At 74.6% G+C, this 16,749-nt stretch carries 12 protein-coding genes; 3 read left to right on the top strand and 9 right to left on the bottom strand.

The genetic code is table 11. From position 1 onward, the window contains the following. The 5 genes from hisF to ACYVQV_RS17285 all read right to left on the bottom strand — a co-directional run. Window positions 1-446: imidazole glycerol phosphate synthase subunit HisF (gene hisF, locus ACYVQV_RS17305; protein ID WP_461024566.1), on the bottom strand; the 446-nt coding region annotated here is incomplete at its 3' end. A gap of 89 nt (window positions 447-535) precedes the next feature. Then, window positions 536-1,705, bottom strand: coding sequence for a barbiturase (gene bar / locus ACYVQV_RS17300; RefSeq protein ID WP_461024565.1), 1,170 nt, complete (start codon window positions 1,703-1,705; stop codon window positions 536-538). 95 nt (window positions 1,706-1,800) lie between these two features. Continuing rightward, complete coding sequence (locus tag ACYVQV_RS17295; RefSeq protein WP_461024564.1) at window positions 1,801-2,736, bottom strand: carbamate kinase; 936 nt, start codon at window positions 2,734-2,736, stop codon at window positions 1,801-1,803. A gap of 110 nt (window positions 2,737-2,846) precedes the next feature. Continuing rightward, on the bottom strand, window positions 2,847-4,343 hold the full coding sequence (locus ACYVQV_RS17290; protein WP_461024563.1) for a carboxyl transferase domain-containing protein: 1,497 nt from the start codon (window positions 4,341-4,343) through the stop codon (window positions 2,847-2,849). Then, window positions 4,340-5,551: a CaiB/BaiF CoA transferase family protein gene (locus ACYVQV_RS17285; RefSeq protein ID WP_461024562.1), complete on the bottom strand. Its 1,212-nt coding sequence runs from the start codon at window positions 5,549-5,551 to the stop codon at window positions 4,340-4,342. The genes ACYVQV_RS17290 and ACYVQV_RS17285 overlap by 4 nt, the downstream gene beginning before the upstream one ends. A 148-nt stretch (window positions 5,552-5,699) precedes the next feature. On the opposite strand from ACYVQV_RS17285, the gene ACYVQV_RS17280 reads away from it, so the two are divergent. After that, window positions 5,700-6,293, top strand: a complete 594-nt coding sequence (locus tag ACYVQV_RS17280) for a nucleoside/nucleotide kinase family protein (protein ID WP_461024561.1) — start codon at window positions 5,700-5,702, stop codon at window positions 6,291-6,293. 185 nt (window positions 6,294-6,478) lie between these two features. Here the strand turns inward: ACYVQV_RS17280 and ACYVQV_RS17275 are convergent, their stop codons facing one another. From ACYVQV_RS17275 to ACYVQV_RS17265, 3 genes are read right to left on the bottom strand one after another with little or no spacing between them, the layout of a single operon-like run. Next, window positions 6,479-7,330, bottom strand: coding sequence for an SDR family oxidoreductase (locus ACYVQV_RS17275; protein WP_461024560.1), 852 nt, complete (start codon window positions 7,328-7,330; stop codon window positions 6,479-6,481). Next, the gene (locus tag ACYVQV_RS17270; RefSeq protein ID WP_461024559.1) at window positions 7,327-9,267 is read right to left on the bottom strand and encodes a hydantoinase B/oxoprolinase family protein; all 1,941 of its coding nucleotides are present in this window, start codon (window positions 9,265-9,267) and stop codon (window positions 7,327-7,329) included. Before ACYVQV_RS17270 ends, ACYVQV_RS17275 begins: the two co-directional genes overlap by 4 nt. Further along, window positions 9,264-11,360: a hydantoinase/oxoprolinase family protein gene (locus tag ACYVQV_RS17265; RefSeq protein WP_461024558.1), complete on the bottom strand. Its 2,097-nt coding sequence runs from the start codon at window positions 11,358-11,360 to the stop codon at window positions 9,264-9,266. The genes ACYVQV_RS17270 and ACYVQV_RS17265 overlap by 4 nt, the downstream gene beginning before the upstream one ends. A 153-nt stretch (window positions 11,361-11,513) precedes the next feature. On the opposite strand from ACYVQV_RS17265, the gene ACYVQV_RS17260 reads away from it, so the two are divergent. Continuing rightward, window positions 11,514-11,885 (top strand): hypothetical protein, encoded by a 372-nt coding sequence (locus tag ACYVQV_RS17260; RefSeq protein WP_461024557.1) that lies wholly within the window; start codon window positions 11,514-11,516, stop codon window positions 11,883-11,885. A 36-nt stretch (window positions 11,886-11,921) separates the two neighbouring features. Here ACYVQV_RS17260 and ACYVQV_RS17255 read toward each other — a convergent pair whose 3' ends face one another. Next, complete coding sequence (locus ACYVQV_RS17255) at window positions 11,922-12,596, bottom strand: hypothetical protein (RefSeq protein ID WP_461024556.1); 675 nt, start codon at window positions 12,594-12,596, stop codon at window positions 11,922-11,924. A gap of 81 nt (window positions 12,597-12,677) precedes the next feature. Here ACYVQV_RS17255 and hrpA point away from each other — a divergent pair, with 81 nt between their 5' ends. Next, complete coding sequence (hrpA, locus tag ACYVQV_RS17250) at window positions 12,678-16,667, top strand: ATP-dependent RNA helicase HrpA (RefSeq protein ID WP_461024555.1); 3,990 nt, start codon at window positions 12,678-12,680, stop codon at window positions 16,665-16,667. The last annotated feature ends 82 nt before the right edge of the window (window positions 16,668-16,749 follow it).

Genomic DNA, 16,749 nt, shown 5'->3' with positions numbered 1-16,749 from the left:
GTGGTCACCTCGAACCCCGAGTCGGTGCTGGTGCCCTCCGCGCAGCGGCGCACGTCCAGGGACACGACGAGCACCTGCGCGCCGAACCGGTCGGCGACCTCGGCGACGAGCTCGGGACGGGCGATCGCCGCGGTGTTGACGCCGACCTTGTCGGCGCCGGCACGCAGCAGCCGGTCCACGTCGTCCACCGTCCGCACCCCGCCGCCGACGGTCAGCGGGATGAAGACCTGCTCCGCGGTGCGCGCCACCACGTCGTACGTCGTGTCCCGGGCGGCCGAGGACGCGGTCACGTCGAGGAAGGTCAGCTCGTCGGCACCCTCCGCGTCGTAGCGGCGCGCGAGCTCGACCGGGTCACCGGCGTCCACGAGGTTCTCGAAGTTCACGCCCTTGACGACGCGGCCCGCGTCGACGTCGAGGCAGGGGATGACGCGGACGGCGAGGCTCACGGCAGGAGCCTACGGGGGACGCGAGGCGGCCCGGTGAACCACCCTGGGGTGGTCACCGGGCCGCCTCGTGGTCCTGGTGGGGCCGCAGATCAGGCCTGCGGGGCCGCCGGGGCGCGGTAGCCGGTCGGCTCGCCCTCGCCGAGGTCGACGATGGCGGCGACGGGACCGCCGCCCTCGGGGCCCTGGTGGGCGGCGGACACCGACACGAAGACGGCCGGGTCGCCGGTCACGGACGCGGTGACCCCGCCGACGGCCGCCTTGATCTGGCGGTGCCAGTGGACGTCGGAGTCGTCCAGCATCGCGTTGCGCCGACCGCGCACGGTGCCGTCCTGGCTCGCCTCGCACTTGAGGAAGACGTTGACCAGGCGGCCGTCCAGGTCGCTGCTGCGCGGGCGCTCGGGCAGGTCGAGGCCGGCGTCCTTGATGGCCTCCCAGATGCCGTCGGCGTCCAGCGCGTCGCGCATCACCGAGTGGCCGATGCGGTAGCGGCCGCCCACGCCGGTGGCGTTGCCGACGACGACGACCTGCGCCTGGTCGAGCTCGACACCGGAGGAGCAGGAGGCCACTGCGGAGTACAGCTCGCGGTCGTGCATGACGTCCTCGTCCTTCGGCATGTCGATCTCACCGAGCGCCACGGCGATGCCCAGGGCGGTGCAGCCGTTGGACAGGTCCATCGACTCGTGGGTGTGCTCGGTCCAGACCGTCTTGCCGCGCGACTTCGCGTCGCGGATCGTGTGGATCGTCAGCAGCGGGGTCTTGGTCTGCACGTAGTGCACGTCCGCGGGGTCGGTGATCCCGGCGCGCTCCATGGCGACCTTCACGGCGTCCGCGACCTTCTCGACCATCGCGACGCGCCCGATGTCCTCCGGCGCGAGGGTGTCGCTCATCGCGAACCCGACGGTGAGGCGCTGCTCGGCCTTGCTCGCCTCGTCCACCGACGCCGGGTCGACGGTGGCGAAGACGGTGGCGTGGGGCGAGATGACGCCGTCGGTGCCGCCGGACCACACGATCGGGACCTGCTTGACCTCCTCGGCCGAGCGGGTGCCCTTCTCGACGAGCACCTCGCGGAACGCCCGGTCGGCGATGATGCGGGTGTAGTCGTTCACGCCGCCGTTGCCCTCGGTCTTGCCGATCACGGCGATGACGCGGTCCGCGTCCATGACGCCGGAGTCGATGAGCTCGGCCAGGCCCGAGGCGTCGGAGACGTTGAGGATGGGGACCTTGCGGACCTCGATCGGCTGGGGGGTGGTCTGGCTCACGTCGTTCCTCCTGTGGGGTCGTGCGGCTGTTCGTGGTCTCGGTGCGTCCGGTGGGGCCGTCGGTCGGGCTGGCGGTCGGGCTCTCAGTCGGGCTCTCAGTCGGGGTGGACGGCGGTGCCGACGTCGCCCTTCACGGCCTCGTCGATGCGGGTCAGCGACGTGATGACCGCCAGCGAGCCGCCGCCCTCGACGAAGCGGCAGACGGCATCGACCTTCGGGCCCATCGAGCCCGAGGCGAAGTGCCCTTCGTCGGCCAGACCCCGCAGCTCGGTGGGCGTGGTCCGGCCGATCGGGCGGGCGTCGGGGGTCCCCCACGACGCGACGGCGTGGTCGACGTCGGTGGCGACGACCAGCGCGTCGGCGTCGACTGCGCGGGCCAGCAGGACGGCGCCGAGGTCCTTGTCGATGACGGCCTCGACGCCGCTCAGCGACCCGTCGGCGTCACGCACCACGGGGATGCCGCCGCCACCGCCGGCGACGACGAGGAAGCCCGCCCCGAGCAGCGTCGACACCGCGGGGGCGTCGACGCACTCCAGCGGCTCGGGGCTCGCGACGACGCGCCGCCAGCCCCGCTCACCGCGGTCCTCCCAGGTCTGGCCGTGCTCGACCATGACCTTCGCCTCGGCCTCGGGCAGGTACCGGCCGATCGGCTTGGTGGGCCGGGTGAAGCCGGGGTCGGCGGCGTCGACGAGGGTGCGGCTGACGAGGGCCGCGGGCCGCTGGTCCACACCGGCCTCGCGCAGCGCGTCGTCCAGGGCGTCGAGGAGGATGAAGCCGATCGTCCCCTGCGTCTGCGCGCCGCACCAGTCGAGCGGCACGGGCGGGACGACGGCCGCGGACAGCTCGTTCTTGACGAGCAGGTTGCCGACCTGCGGCCCGTTGCCGTGGGTGAGGACCACCTCGTGGCCGGCCGCGGCGAGCCGCGCCACCTCACCGGCGGCGGCGCGGACCGCGGCCACCTGGTCCTCGGGACGGGCAGAGCCGTCGGCCGACGTCATCGCGTTGCCACCCAGGGCGATCAGGACCCGCATGGCTGCGACGCTAGGCGACCTGCACCACACCCGGCTTGGGCTGTGGTTGCCGTCGATCCCCCCGGACCTTTGGCAACCTGCGCCGCGTCGCGCGCCACGTCACCGCCGGGTCAGGACAGGCCGAGCCGCCGGTACCTGTCGATCCGGCCCCGCCACCGCTGGTCCGGGTCCGCCTGCAGGAGCAGGACCAGCTCGCGCTGCAGCACCTGGCCCACCCGGCGGCAGAACTCCTCCGGCTCGTCGGCGGCGTCGGGGTGCTCGGCCACGACGCGGTCGACGACCCCGTTGGCCAGCAGGTCCCGCGAGCGCACGCCCTGCTCCGCCGCCATCTGCGGCGCGTGCTCGGTGTCGCGGTGCACGATCGCGCTCGCCCCCTCCGGCGGCAGCGGGGACAACCAGGCGTGCTCGGCCGCCACGACGCGGTCCGCCGGGACCAGGGCGAGCGCTCCCCCGCCCGTGCCCTGGCCGACGAGCACCGACACGGTGGGCGCCTCGAGGGTGACGAGCTCGGCCAGGCAGCGCGCGATCTCCCCCGCCATGCCGCCCTCCTCGGCCTCCTTCGACAGCGCCGCGCCCGGGGTGTCGATGACCGTCACCAGGGGCAGCCGCAGCTCGCGGGCCAGGCGCATCCCGCGGCGGGCCTCGCGCAGCGCGGCCGGGCCCATCGGCTGGTCCGCGGTCTGGCCGCGGCGGTCCTGGCCCAGGACGACGCACGGCGCGCCGCCGAACCGGGCGAACGCCAGCAGCAGACCCGGGTCCGCCTCACCCTCGCCGGTGCCGTTGAGCGGCACCACGTCCGTGGCGGCGTAGCGCAGCAGCCGGCGCACCCCGGGGCGGTCGACCCGCCGGGAGATCGTGATCGACTCCCACGCCGGCACGTCGCGCAGCGGCTCCTTCGGCACCTCCGGCACGTCCGGCAGGCCCTCGGTCGGGGCGAGCAGGACGTTCAGGGCCCGGTGCACGACCTCGGCGAGCGCCTCGGGCGGCAGGACGGCGTCCACGAGGCCCTTGGCGTGCAGGTTCTCGGCGACCTGCACGCCCTCGGGGAACGGCTGGCCGTGGAGCATCTCGTACACGCGCGGGCCGAGGAACCCGATGAGCGCACCCGGCTCGGCGACGGTGACGTGCCCGAGGGACCCCCACGACGCGAGCACCCCACCGGTCGTGGGGTGGCGCAGGTACACCAGGTAGGGCAGCCCGGCCGCCTTGTGCGCGGCGACCGCCGCGGAGATCTTCACCATCTGCAGGAAGGCGACGGTGCCCTCCTGCATCCTCGTGCCACCGGAGACCGGGGCGGCCAGCAGCGGCAGGCCCTCGGCCGTTGCGCGCTCGACCGCGGACACCAGCCGCTCGGCCGCGGCGACGCCGATCGACCCGGCGAGGAAACCGAACTCGCAGGCGACCACGGCCACCCGGCGGCCCCGGATGCGGCCCTCACCGGTGACCACGGACTCGTCCAGGCCCGTCTTCTCGCGTGCGGCGGCGAGCTCGGCGGCGTACCGCTCACCCGCCGGCACCTGCACCGGCGGTTCGTCCCAGGAGCGGAACGAGCCGTCGTCCAGGCACAGGTCGAGCAGGTCGGTGGCCGACAGCCGGGTGCCGCTCACGCGTCACCACCGTCCTGCGCGAGCCAACGGCGCACGGCGTCGGCGTCGGCGTCCAGCAGCGGCGGTGCGGTGTGCGCCGTCCTCGTGGTCTCCTGCTCGCCGTCCGGACCCGCGTCGAAGAACCGCAGCGGCGGGCCGGGCAGCTGGATGCGCCCGAGGGTGGGGTGCTCCACGTCGACCAGCAGACCCTGCGACCGGGTCTGGTCCCACGCGTACACCTCGTCGAGGGTGCGGACCTTGCCGGCCGGGATGCCGACCTCCGCGAGCCGGGCCAGCAGCGGCTCGGCGTCGTGGGCGGCGAACGCCTGCTCGACGACCTCGATCACCCGCTCCCGGGCGGCGACCCGCTCCCGGTTGGTCGCCAGGCCCGGGGTCTGCGGGTCGACCCCGAACGCCGCGCAGAACCGCTGCCACAGCGACTCGCTGCCCACGGAGATCTGCACCGCGCCGTCGCGGCAGCGGAACAGCCCGTACGGGGCGATCGACGGGTGGTGGTTGCCCTGGGCGCGAGGCACCTCGTTCGCCACGGTCCACCGCGTCCCCTGGAAGGCGTGGACACCGACGATCGCCGCCAGCAGCGACGTCCGCACGACCTGCCCCCGGCCGGTCCGCTCCCGCTCCAGCAGCGCGGCGAGGACGCCGTACGCGCCGTACATGCCGGCGAGCAGGTCGCCGATCGGGACGCCGACGCGCTGCGGGTCGTCCGGCCCGGACCCGGTCAGGGACATCAGGCCCGCCTCGCCCTGGGCGATCTGGTCGTACCCGGGCCGCCCGCCCTCCGGGCCGTCGTGCCCGAAGCCGCTGACGGACAGCACGACCAGGCGCGGGTTCAGCTCGGCCAGGCGGGCCGTGGAGAAGCCCAGCCGGTCCATCACGCCGGTGCGGAAGTTCTCCATCAGCACGTCCGCGCGGCGCACCAGCGCCTCCAGGGTGGCGCGGCCCTGGTCGGACTTGAGGTCCAGGGCGACGGACTCCTTGTTGCGGTTGCACGACAGGAAGTACGTCGCGACCGCCTCGGCGTCGTCGGCGCCCTCGGGGGTGACGAAGGGCGGTCCCCAGCCGCGGGTGTCGTCGCCGGTGCCGGGGGTCTCGACCTTGATCACGCGGGCGCCGAGGTCGGCGAGCATCATCCCGGCGTGCGGACCCGCGAGGGCCCGGGTCAGGTCGACGACGACGGTTCCGGCGAGGGGGCCTGCGCTGTGCGACATGGGGTGATCCTCCGACGGGGCGCGGACGCGATCACCGGCAGGGTTCGCCGGTGCTCGGCCGCCCAGCCTGGCAGACCCTTCCGTGCGAGCCGGTCCTCGCGCCGCCACCGTCGCCGGTCGCCGCCGCCCGGCCCGTAGGCTCCTGCCCGTGCTGGACGTCGGTCCCCCGGGGACGGAGCTGGACCTCGACGTCCTGCTGGGCGGCGCGGCGCGCACCCACCCGCGCGCGGGGCGGACGCGGGTCGTGGCCGTCGACGGTCGCAGCGGGGCCGGGAAGACGACGCTCGCCCTGGAGCTGGCCCGGCGCGCAGGGGCCCCGCTGGTGCGGATGGACGAGCTGTACCCGGGCTGGGACGGCCTGGACGCGGCCGTGCCGCTGCTGGTCGACGGCGTGCTGGAGCCCCTGCGCACCGGACGCACCCCCGCGTTCAGGCGCTGGGACTGGGCCCGCGACGTGCCGGGCGAGGTGCGCACGGTGCCGGTGGGCGACGTCCTCGTCGTCGAGGGGGTCGGGTGCGGCGCGGCGGCCTGCCGGCCGTACCTGACGACGCTGCTCTGGCTGACGGCGCCGACCGCCGTCCGCCACCGCCGGGCGATGGACCGCGACGGCGACGGCTACCGGCCGCACTGGGACCGTTGGGCGGCCCAGGAGGAGCGGTACCTCGCCACCGAGCACCCGGCCGAGCACGCCGACGTCCGGGTCGACACCGGCACCGACGGCCGGCGGCTCCTCCTGCCCTGAGTCCTCGCCCGACCAGCCCGGCCCGCCACATCCCGACCTCCCGACCTCCCGACCAGCACAAGATCGTCAGACGTTCGTGGTCGTGATCACGACCACGAACGTCTGACGATCTTGGTGGATGCGGGGCGGCGGGGCGGCGGGGCGGCGGGGCGGCACGGAGGGCGAGGAGCGCGGCGAGCCGCGGGTCAGGCGAGCTCGCGGACCAGGACGTCGCGGACGTCGGTCCCGGGACGCTCCAGCAGGGCGGTCAGCACCCGGGAGCCCGCGGGCAGGCCGTACCGGTCGTAGTGGGCGAACATCGCCAGCAGCCGCCGACGCGCGTCGTCGGGCAGGGCCGCGCCGGGACCCTGCGCCCACGCCGTGGGGTCGATGCGACGCGCCCGGACGCGGCGGCCGAGGACCTGGGCGGCGGCGTCCGCGACGTCCGCGACGGAGACGAGCCGCGGACCCCCGAGCTCGTAGGTCGCCCCGTGGTGGCCCGGCCGCGTGAGCGCCTGGACGGCGACCTCGGCGACGTCCAGGAGGTCCACCAGCCCGAACGGGGTCGTCACGTCGTACGGGACGGCGAGCTCGGGCTCCTCACCGCGCAGCGGCTCCACGAGGTTCTGGGCGTACGCGCACGGCTGCAGGACCGTCCAGCCCAGGCCCGACCGGCGCACGAGGTCCTCGCTAGCGGCCTTGTCCACGTGGTGCGGCATGGACGGCGCGTACGGCTGCGCGACCGAGTGGTAGACGACGCGCCGCACCCCCGCGGCCGTGGCGGCCTCCAGCGCGCGGCGGACCATCCCCGGCTCGTCCGGTGCCACGTTCGGCGCGAGCAGGTAGAGCGCATCGGCCCCGGCAAGGGCGGTCCGGAGCCCCTCCCCCGTGGCCAGGTCGGCAGGCGCGGGGGTGACGCCGTCGTCACCACCGCGCGCCGCGCCGCTGCGGGACGGGTCCCGGGACACGGCCCGGACGGTGACACCCGCGCGCCGCAGCGCCGCGGTGACCGCGCGACCGGTCTTGCCGGTCGCGCCGGTCACCGCGACGACGGTCACAGCCAGTCCACCTCGGCGGCCGCGCGGCCCTCCGCGAGCCGGGCGTACCCCGGACCGCGGTCGAAGAACGGCTCGTCCGGGCGCTCGGCGCGCAGGCGCTCGCGCAGCTCGTCCGACGCGGCCTCGTCGACGACGGGCTCGTCCGCGGAGCCGGTGACGACGACGCCGTAGTCCGCACGGGCCCCGTCGACGCTCACCTTCCCCCAGCGCACGTCCCGGGCGACCTCGTCGTACGGACGCTCGAGCGGGTCGCCCCAGCCGCCGCCACCGGTGGTGCGGATGCGGATCACCTCGCCGGCCCTGACCGGCTCGTCGTCCGCCAGCGCCTCGACGTCCCGCTCGTTCGGGCCGCCCGGGTCGATGGTGACGCTGAACGGCTTGCCGGCCTTGCCGCCCTTGACGCCCCAGCACGCGAGGATCGAGCGGTCGGCGATGGACATGAAGCTGGCGTCCTTGAGCATCCGGATCCGCTTCTCGTAGCCGCAGCCGCCGCGGTAGCGGCCGGCACCACCGGAGTCGACCGCCAGGCCGAGGGACTCGACGACGAACGGGAAGCGGCCCTCGGTGAACTCGGTCGGCAGGTTCCGCGAGTCCGGGACGACGTGGATGGTGTCCTCGCCGTCGGCGTAGTACCGGCCGCCGGAACCGCCGCCGAGCACCTCGCGCATCAGGTACGGCTGGCCGTCGAGGTCCTCGCCGTACACGCCGGTGTACCGGATCGTCTCCTGGTCGGCGGGCATGTTGCCGTCGACCGCCTTGGCCACCACCCCGGCGAGGACGCCGAGCAGGCGCAGGATGACGAACGTCCGCGCGTTCGTCGGCGCCGGGAAGATCGGGGTGAGCAGCGTCCCCTTCTCCGGGAACCGCATCTCGATCAGCGGCACGATCCCCTCGTTGACGTCGAGCTCGGCCATCCGCTCGGGGGTGTCGGCGAGATTGCGCAGGATCGGCGCCAGCCACTTCTTGAGGAAGTTGCCGTCCGCGTAGTCACCGCAGTGGTTGATCGGCCCCTTCGCCTGCGGACCCGTCCCGGTGAAGTCGATGACGAGCCGCTCGCCGCCCTCGTCCTCGGCCGTGGTGCGGGTGAGGGTGATCCGCTGCGTGTGCAGCATCGGGTCGTCCACGCCGTCGTGCTCGGCGTAGTCCTCCCACACGTACGTGCCCGGCGGGATCTTCGACAGGATCTCGCGCCGGTACGTGGCGGTGGTGTTGTCGATGATCGCGTCGAAGCAGGACTCGACGGTGTCGACGCCGTACCGGTCGAACAGCTCGCCGAGCCGCCGCGCCCCCATCAGGCAGGCCGAGCACTCGGCGTCCAGGTCGGCCGCGAGCGAGTCCGGCATCCGCGAGTTGCGCGTCATGATCTTCAGCGCCGACTCGTTCGGGACGCCGGCGTCCCACAGCCGGATCGGCGGGACCATCAGGCCCTCCTCGTACACGCTGGTCGCGTGCGAGGGCATCGAGCCCGGGACGGCGCCGCCGATGTCGTCGTGGTGGCCGAACGCCTGGACGAACGCCACGACGGACGGCTCGTCGTCACCGGGGCGCGTCGCGAAGACGGGCACCGTGACGCACAGGTCCGGCAGGTGACCGATGCCGCCCTCGGACAGGTAGACGTCGTTGTGGAAGAACACGTCGCCCGGCCTCATCGTCTCCAGCGGGTAGTCCCGGGCGACGGGGTGCACCAGCGCCGAGTAGGAGCGGCCGGTGAGCTTGCGCAGGTTGCGGTCGTGGATGCCGGCGCGGAAGTCGTGCGCGTCGCGGATCATCGGCGAGCGGGACGTGCGCGCGATGGCGGTCTCGACCTCCATCTCGACGCTGGCCAGGTAGCCCTCGATGATCTCGACGAGCACCGGGTCCGGCGCGGCGCCACCCTCGTCCGTCAGGCGGAAGCCCTTGGGGCGGAAGCCCACGGGGGTGTCGGCGGTCGCGGTCATCGGGTCCCTCCGGTGGTGCGAGTCAGGCGGACGTTGCCGTGGTCGTCGACCCGGGCGGTGAAGCCGGGGTGGACGGGGATGGTGGAGCCGAACTCCTCGAGGACGGCGGGGCCCTCGACGACGTCCCCGGCGCCGAGCGAGGCGCGGTCGACGACCGTCGCCTCGACCCACGCGTCGCCGAAGTACGCGCGACGGGTGCCCCGGACGGCGTCCCGGCCGCCGGTACCGGCGTCGATCGTGCGCAGCTCGGGCTTGCGGATCGGTCCGACGCCGGTGACGCGGAGGTTGACCCACTCGACGTGCTGGGTGTCGTCGTCGGAGAAGTCGTAGCCGTACAGCTCGCGGTGCATCCGGTGGAAGCGGTCCGACACCTCGCGGACGAGGTCGGCGTCGACCGGCCCGGTGCCGACGTCCACGCGGACCTCGAACGCCTGGCCGACGTAGCGCAGGTCGGCGGTGCGCACGTACCGCCGCTCCTGCGGGCCGAAGCCCTCACGGGCCAGGGCCTGGTCGGCCTCGGCGGTCAGCTCGTCGAGCACCTTCTGGGCGGCGGTCAGGTCGAGCCGGTCGGCGCGGGCGACGTGCGTGCGGACGTAGTCGTTGCGCACGTCGACCGTCAGCAGCCCGAACGCCGACAGGTTGCCCGGGTTCGGCGGCACCAGCACGCCCTGCAGGCCGAGCACGTCGACGAGGCGGCACGCCAGCAGGGAGCCGGAGCCGCCGAACGTCACGAGGGTGAAGTCGCGGACGTCGAGGCCCCGCTTCACGCTGATCTGGCGCAGCGCGTTCGCCTGGTTCCACGCGGAGATCTCCAGGATCCCGGCGGCGCACTCCTCCAGGCCCATGCCGAGCCGCTCGGCGAGCTCGCCGACGCCGCGACGGGCCGCGTCGACGTCCAGGGGGATCTCACCGCCGAGCAGGTGCGGGGGGATGCGGCCGAGGAGCACGTGCGCGTCGGTGATCGTCGGCTCGGTCCCACCCTGGCCGTAGCAGATCGGTCCGGGGTCCGCGCCGGCCGACTGCGGGCCGACCTTGAGGGTGCCCTCGGGGGTGACCCAGGCGATCGAGCCGCCGCCCGCGCCGACGGTGACGACGTCGATCATGGGGATCTTGCTGGGGTACGCGCCGACGCTGCCCTCGGTGGTCAGGGCGGGCTGGCCGTCCACGACGACGGTCACGTCGGTCGACGTGCCCCCGCCGTCGCAGGTCAGCACCTTGTCCACGCCCGCAGCGGAGGCGACCAGGCCGGCGCCGAGCGCACCGGCCGCGGGGCCGGACAGCACCGTGGTGATGGGCTGGTGGACGACCTCGGTCGCGGACAGGACGCCGCCGTTGGACTTCATGACGTAGAAGGGGACGTCGCGCGGGGACCCGTCGCTGCCGGCGAACTCGGCGAGCCGCCGGGCGATGTTCTCCACGTAGCGGCGGATGTTCGGCTTCACCGCGGCGTCGACCAGGGTCGTGACGCTGCGCTCGTACTCGCGGTACTCGCGCAAGACGTCGCTGGAGATGCTGACGGTCGCCTCGGGGTGCTCCTCCTCGAGGACCCGGCGCATCGCCTGCTCGTGCTCGGGGTTGGCGTACGCGTGCAGGAAGCAGACGCCGATCGTCGAGATGCCCTGGTCCCTGAAGAAGCGTGCGGCCGCCCGGGCGCTCTCCTCGTCGAACGGGCGGATCTCGCTGCCGTCGACGGCGAGGCGACCACCGACGGTCTTGACGCGGTCGGCGGGCACGATCCGGTCGGGCTTGACCCAGAAGTAGGAGTTGCCGTAGCCGTCGGGCACCGACTGGCGGGCGATCTCCAGCACGTGCCGGTAGCCCTCGGTGGTGATGAAGCCGAGGTTCTCGACCTTGCCCTCGAGCAGCTTGTTCGTGGCGACGGTGGTGCCGTGGCTGACGGCGGTGACGGACTCGCCGCCCAGGCCGAGCCGGCCGAGCACCTTGTCGATGCCGGCGAGGAACCCCTCGGCGGGGTCGGACGGCGTCGACGGGGTCTTGGTCGTCACCACCTCGCCGCTGTCCTCGTCGACGGCGACGACGTCGGTGAACGTGCCTCCGGTGTCGATGCCGATCCTGATGCGCGCCTGCGTCACCGCGTCCTCCTGGTGCTCGGGGATCCCCCTGACGGAACCTCCTCGATTCCACCCCGGCGGGCACCGCGAAGCCTCGTCACGTCCTGCCAACCAATCAGGTGGTTTTTCGGGATCCGGCCCCCGCGGCTTGGCAGGTAGCGCCAGAATGCGGGCGTGAGGAGCCCTCTCGAGCCGGGTGACGACGCTCCGGGTGCGGACGCCGTGCGGGCGGGCGCCGTCGCCCCGGGCGGGACGGACGGCGGTGGCCGCGCGGGGGGCAGGCTGGCCGAGGTGGGGGCGGTGCTGCTCGCCGTCGCGTCGGCCGCGGTGCACCTGGTCGCGGGCTTCTTCTACCTCACGTCCGGCCTGCTGGCGCCGCTGTGGGCCGTGGCGGGACTGCTCGTGGTGTGGGCCGCGCTGGGCGCGTGGCTGGTGGTGCTCGCCCGGCGGCGGTCGTGGTGGACGCCGGTGGTCCCGCTCGTGGCCGTCGTCACCTGGTTCGCCGTGCTGTCGGTGGGCGAGCAGGCGCTCGGCTGGACGCCCTGACCGTCCCGCGGGAGTGCGGACCCCGAGGCGCCCGCCTCAGCCGCTGGTGCTGATGCGCACGTTGGCGGACAGCTCCTGCATCGTCGGGTCCACCGCCGCCGCGGGCGGGTCGTCGGGCAGCAGCAGGGACTCCACCACGACGGGTGGTCGCGCCGTCCCCGACCGCACCCCGTGGACCGCGAAGTGGGTCACCGGCACGCACGCCGTGCTCGTGACCCAGTCGACCCCGGTGAGCAGCGTGACGAGGCAGACGTTGCCCTCGGGGTCCAGCCCGGCCCAGTGACGCACCTGCTCCGTCGCGGCGACCAGCCGCGCGGACTCCGGCACCACGACGACGCTCTCGTCCCCCGCACCCGCGGACAGCACCTCCGGGGGCAGGACGTCGTCCGGTCCCGCCGGCCGGGCCAACGCGGTGAGCAGGACGAGCGGGTCGTCCGAGGGCGGCTCGGACGGCGACGGCGTGGGCACCGACGGCGTCGTGGCGGCCGGCGGCGGCACGGGCCGTCCCTCGTCGGGGGGCCGCGTCACGACGAACGCGGCCACCGCCGCTGCGGCCACCGCGGCGAGCACGCCGAGGACGACCAGCCGGCGTCGACGCCGGCGCGCGGGGGCTGCCCGCAGGTCGGCACGCCGGTCGGCACGCCGGTCGGCACGGCGCCCCGGCGGTGAGGTCGGGCCCGGGTCGCCCGGCGGCGTCGTGGTGGTCGGCACGGGCGCATTGTGCCGTCACCGGCCGACCGGCGGGGGCGAACCACGGCGGGCCGGCGACGGGGGGCCACCTATCCTGGCCGCGTGAGCCAGCAGGGCCGGACCAGGACGCGCGGGGGCCAGGACCCCGACCTGGAGGACCTGCGCCGGGCCCTCACGACGGTGGGGGTGGCGGACGGCCGACGGCTGCTCCGGGACCTCGACCGGCTGCGCGGCACCCGTGACCCGAAGCAGCGGGGACGTCGGCTCGAGCGCCTGCGTCAGGACCTCGACGCCGCCCGCGAGCGGCTCGCCGCCCGCGCCGCCGCGGTGCCCGCGATCACCTACCCCGAGGAGCTGCCGGTCAGCGCCCGCCGGCAGGACATCCTGGAGGCGATCCGCGACCACCAGGTGGTCGTCGTCGCCGGCGAGACCGGGTCCGGCAAGACGACCCAGCTCCCGAAGATCTGCCTGGAGCTCGGTCGTGGCGTCGCGGGCACGATCGGCCACACCCAGCCGCGCCGGATCGCGGCCCGGTCCGTGGCCGAGCGCGTCGCCGAGGAGCTGGGCACCCCCCTCGGGGACGTCGTCGGCTACACCGTCCGCTTCACCGACCAGGTCGGCGACCGGACGCTGGTCAAGCTGATGACGGACGGCATCCTGCTGGCGGAGATCCAACGGGACAGGACGCTGTCCCGCTACGACACGATCATCATCGACGAGGCGCACGAGCGGAGCCTCAACGTCGACTTCATCCTGGGCTACCTCAAGCAGCTGCTCCCCCGGCGGCCCGACCTCAAGGTCGTCATCACCTCCGCGACGATCGACCCGCAGCGGTTCTCCGACCACTTCGACGGGGCCCCGGTCGTGGAGGTCTCCGGGCGCACCTACCCCGTCGAGGTCCGCTACCGGCCGCTGGTCCCCGACGCGCTCGGGGACGACGAGGACAGCGCTGACGGCGGGGACGGCGGGGCGGGCGGTGACGACACCGAGCCGCGCGACCAGGTCTCCGGCGTCGTGGACGCCGTCCGCGAGCTCTGCGACGCCGGACCCGGCGACGTCCTGGTCTTCCTGTCCGGAGAGCGGGAGATCCGTGACACCGCGGACGCGCTGCGCGGCGCGCTGGCCGGCCGCCGCGGCCCGCCGGTCGAGGTGCTCCCCCTGTACGCGCGGCTGTCGGCCGCCGAGCAGCACCGCGTCTTCGCCCCGCACACCGGGCGCCGGGTGGTGCTGGCGACGAACGTCGCCGAGACCTCGCTGACCGTGCCGGGCGTCCGGTACGTCGTCGACACCGGGACGGCCCGGATCTCCCGGTACAGCCACCGCCTGAAGGTGCAGCGGCTGCCGATCGAGGCGGTCTCGCAGGCGTCCGCGCGCCAGCGGGCCGGGCGGTGCGGCCGGGTCGCCGACGGGATCTGCATCCGGCTGTACTCCGAGGACGACCTGCTGGCCCGTCCGGAGTTCACCGACCCGGAGATCCTGCGGACGAACCTGGCCTCGGTCATCCTGCAGATGACCGCCCTCGGGCTCGGCGACGTCGCGGCGTTCCCCTTCGTCGAGCCGCCGGACCGCCGGCAGGTGCGCGACGGCGTCCAGCTGCTCGAGGAGCTCGGCGCCCTCGAGCGGGGCCAGGCCGACGAGCGCAGGCGGCTGACCGACGTCGGCCGCAAGCTCGCCCAGCTGCCGGTCGACCCGCGGATCGCCCGGATGGTGCTGGCGGGGGACGAGCTCGGGTGCCTGCGAGAGGTCCTGGTCATCGCGGCGGCGCTGTCCATCCAGGACCCCCGCGAGCGTCCCGCCGACCACCAGCAGGCCGCCGACGAGATGCACCGCCGCTTCGCCGACCCGACGTCGGACTTCCTGGCGTACCTCAACCTGTGGAACCACGTCCGGGAGCAGCAGAAGGAGCTGTCCTCCAGCCAGTTCCGCCGGCTGCTCAAGCGCGAGTTCCTGTCCTACCTGCGGGTGCGGGAGTGGCAGGACCTGCACTCCCAGCTGCGCCGGGTCGCCGCCGACCTCGGACTGCGCTCGTCCACCGCCACGGCCGACCCGGCCGTCGTCCACCAGGCCCTGCTGTCGGGCCTGCTGTCGCACGTCGGGCTGCGCGACGAGCGCAAGCGGGACTACCAGGGCGCCCGCGGGGCGCGCTTCGCCGTGTTCCCCGGGTCGTCGCTGCACAGGAAGCAGCCGGACTGGGTGGTGGCCGCCGAGCTCGTCGAGACGTCCCGGCTGTGGGGGCGGACCGTCGCCAAGGTCGAGCCGGCGTGGATCGAGGCACGCGCCGGTCACCTCGTGAAGCGGTCCTACAGCGAGCCGCACTGGGAGAAGAAGCGCGGCGCCGTGGTCGCCTACGAGAAGGTCACGCTCTACGGCGTCCCGGTCGTCGCGTCCCGCAAGGTCGGCTACGCGCAGGTGGACCCGGTGCTGGCCCGCGAGCTGTTCGTCCGGCACGCGCTCGTCGAGGGCGACTGGCGCACCGACCACCGATTCTTCCACGCCAACCGGGCGCTGCTCGCCGACGTCGAGGAGCTCGAGGCACGCACCCGCCGCCGGGACATCGTCGTCGACGACGAGACGCTGTTCGCGTTCTACGACGCGCGGGTCCCGGCGGACGTGGTGTCGGGGCGGCACTTCGACGCGTGGTGGAAGACGGCGCGGCGCGAGGACCCTGAGCTGCTGACGTTCACCGAGGACCTGCTGATCTCCGCCGGGGCCGACCCGGTCGACGCCGCCGACTTCCCGACGACGTGGCACGTCGACGGGCACGACCTGGCCGTCACCTACCAGTTCGAGCCCGGTGCCGCGGCTGACGGCGTCACGGTGCACGTGCCCCTCGACGTGCTCAACCAGGTGCAGCCCGAGCCGTTCGCCTGGCAGATCCCCGGGCTGCGCGCGGAGCTCGTCACCGCCCTGCTCCGCTCGCTGCCCAAGCACCTGCGCCGCGAGCTGGTCCCCGCCCCGGACACGGCGGCCGACGCGCTGCGCCGGATCGACCCGCAGGACGGTCCGCTGCTGCCCGTCCTGGCCGACGAGCTGCACGCCTCGCGCGGCGTCGACGTGCGCGAGGAGGACTTCGACGTCTCGCGCGTGCCACCGCACCTCACGGTGACGTTCCGGGTGGAGGACGGCGGCCGGGTGCTGGGCGAGGGCAAGGACCTCGACGACCTGCGCGCCCGGCTCGCCCCCACCGTGCAGAAGGCGATCTCGCGCGCCGCGGACGACGTCGAGCGCAGCGGCCTGACGGACTGGCCGGAGGGCGGGGTGCCCCGGCAGTTCGAGCGCCGCGTCGGCGGTCAGGACGTGCGCGGGTACCCGGCGCTCGTCGACGAGGGGACGACCGTGGCGCTACGGGTGCTCGGCTCCCCCGACGAGCAGGCCCAGGCGATGCGCGCGGGGGTGCGCCGGCTGCTGCTCGCTCGGGTCCCGTCGGTCGCCAAGCAGCAGGCGTCGAGGCTGTCGAACGCCGACAAGCTCGCCCTGGCGGCCGCGCCGCACGCCTCCACCGCCGACCTGCTCCAGGACTGCACCGCGGCCGCCGTCGACGCCGTCGTCGAGGACGGCGGTGGGCCGCCCTGGAACGCCGAGGCGTACGCAACCCTGGCCCGGGCGGTGGAGCTGCGGGTGGACGACGAGGTCGCGCGCGTCGTCGCCGTCGTGGTCCGGGTGCTGGCCTCGGCGCGTGAGGTGGACCGCAGGCTGAAGGGCACCTCGAGCCTCGCGCTGCTGCCGGCGCTGACCGACCTGCGGACCCAGCTCGACGCCCTGGTGCACCCGGGCTTCGTCACGGCGACCGGGGCGCGCCGGCTGCCGGACCTGCTGCGGTACCTGCAGGCCATGCTGCGTCGGCTCGACCGGTTGCCGGAGGACCCCGGCCGCGACTCCGGGCGGATGCACCAGGTCCACGCGCTGGAGGAGGCCTACGAGCGGTTGCTGGCCGAGCAGCCCCGGTCACGCGCCGTCCCGACGGCCGTGGCCGACGTCCGGTGGATGCTGCAGGAGCTGCGCGTCAGCCTGTTCGCCAACCAGCTGGGCACCGCCCACCCGGTCTCGCCGCAGCGGATCGAGAAGGCGATGGCCGCCGCCCGCGCCGCCTGACCTGACCTTCCCCGCTGGGTCCCCCCGACACCGCACCTTTCCACCAACCTGCAGCGCCCACGGCCCCCGAGACCGCACCTTT

The organism is Thalassiella azotivora (assembly GCF_054781695.1).
This window is presented reverse-complemented; position numbering and strand designations above follow the sequence as displayed.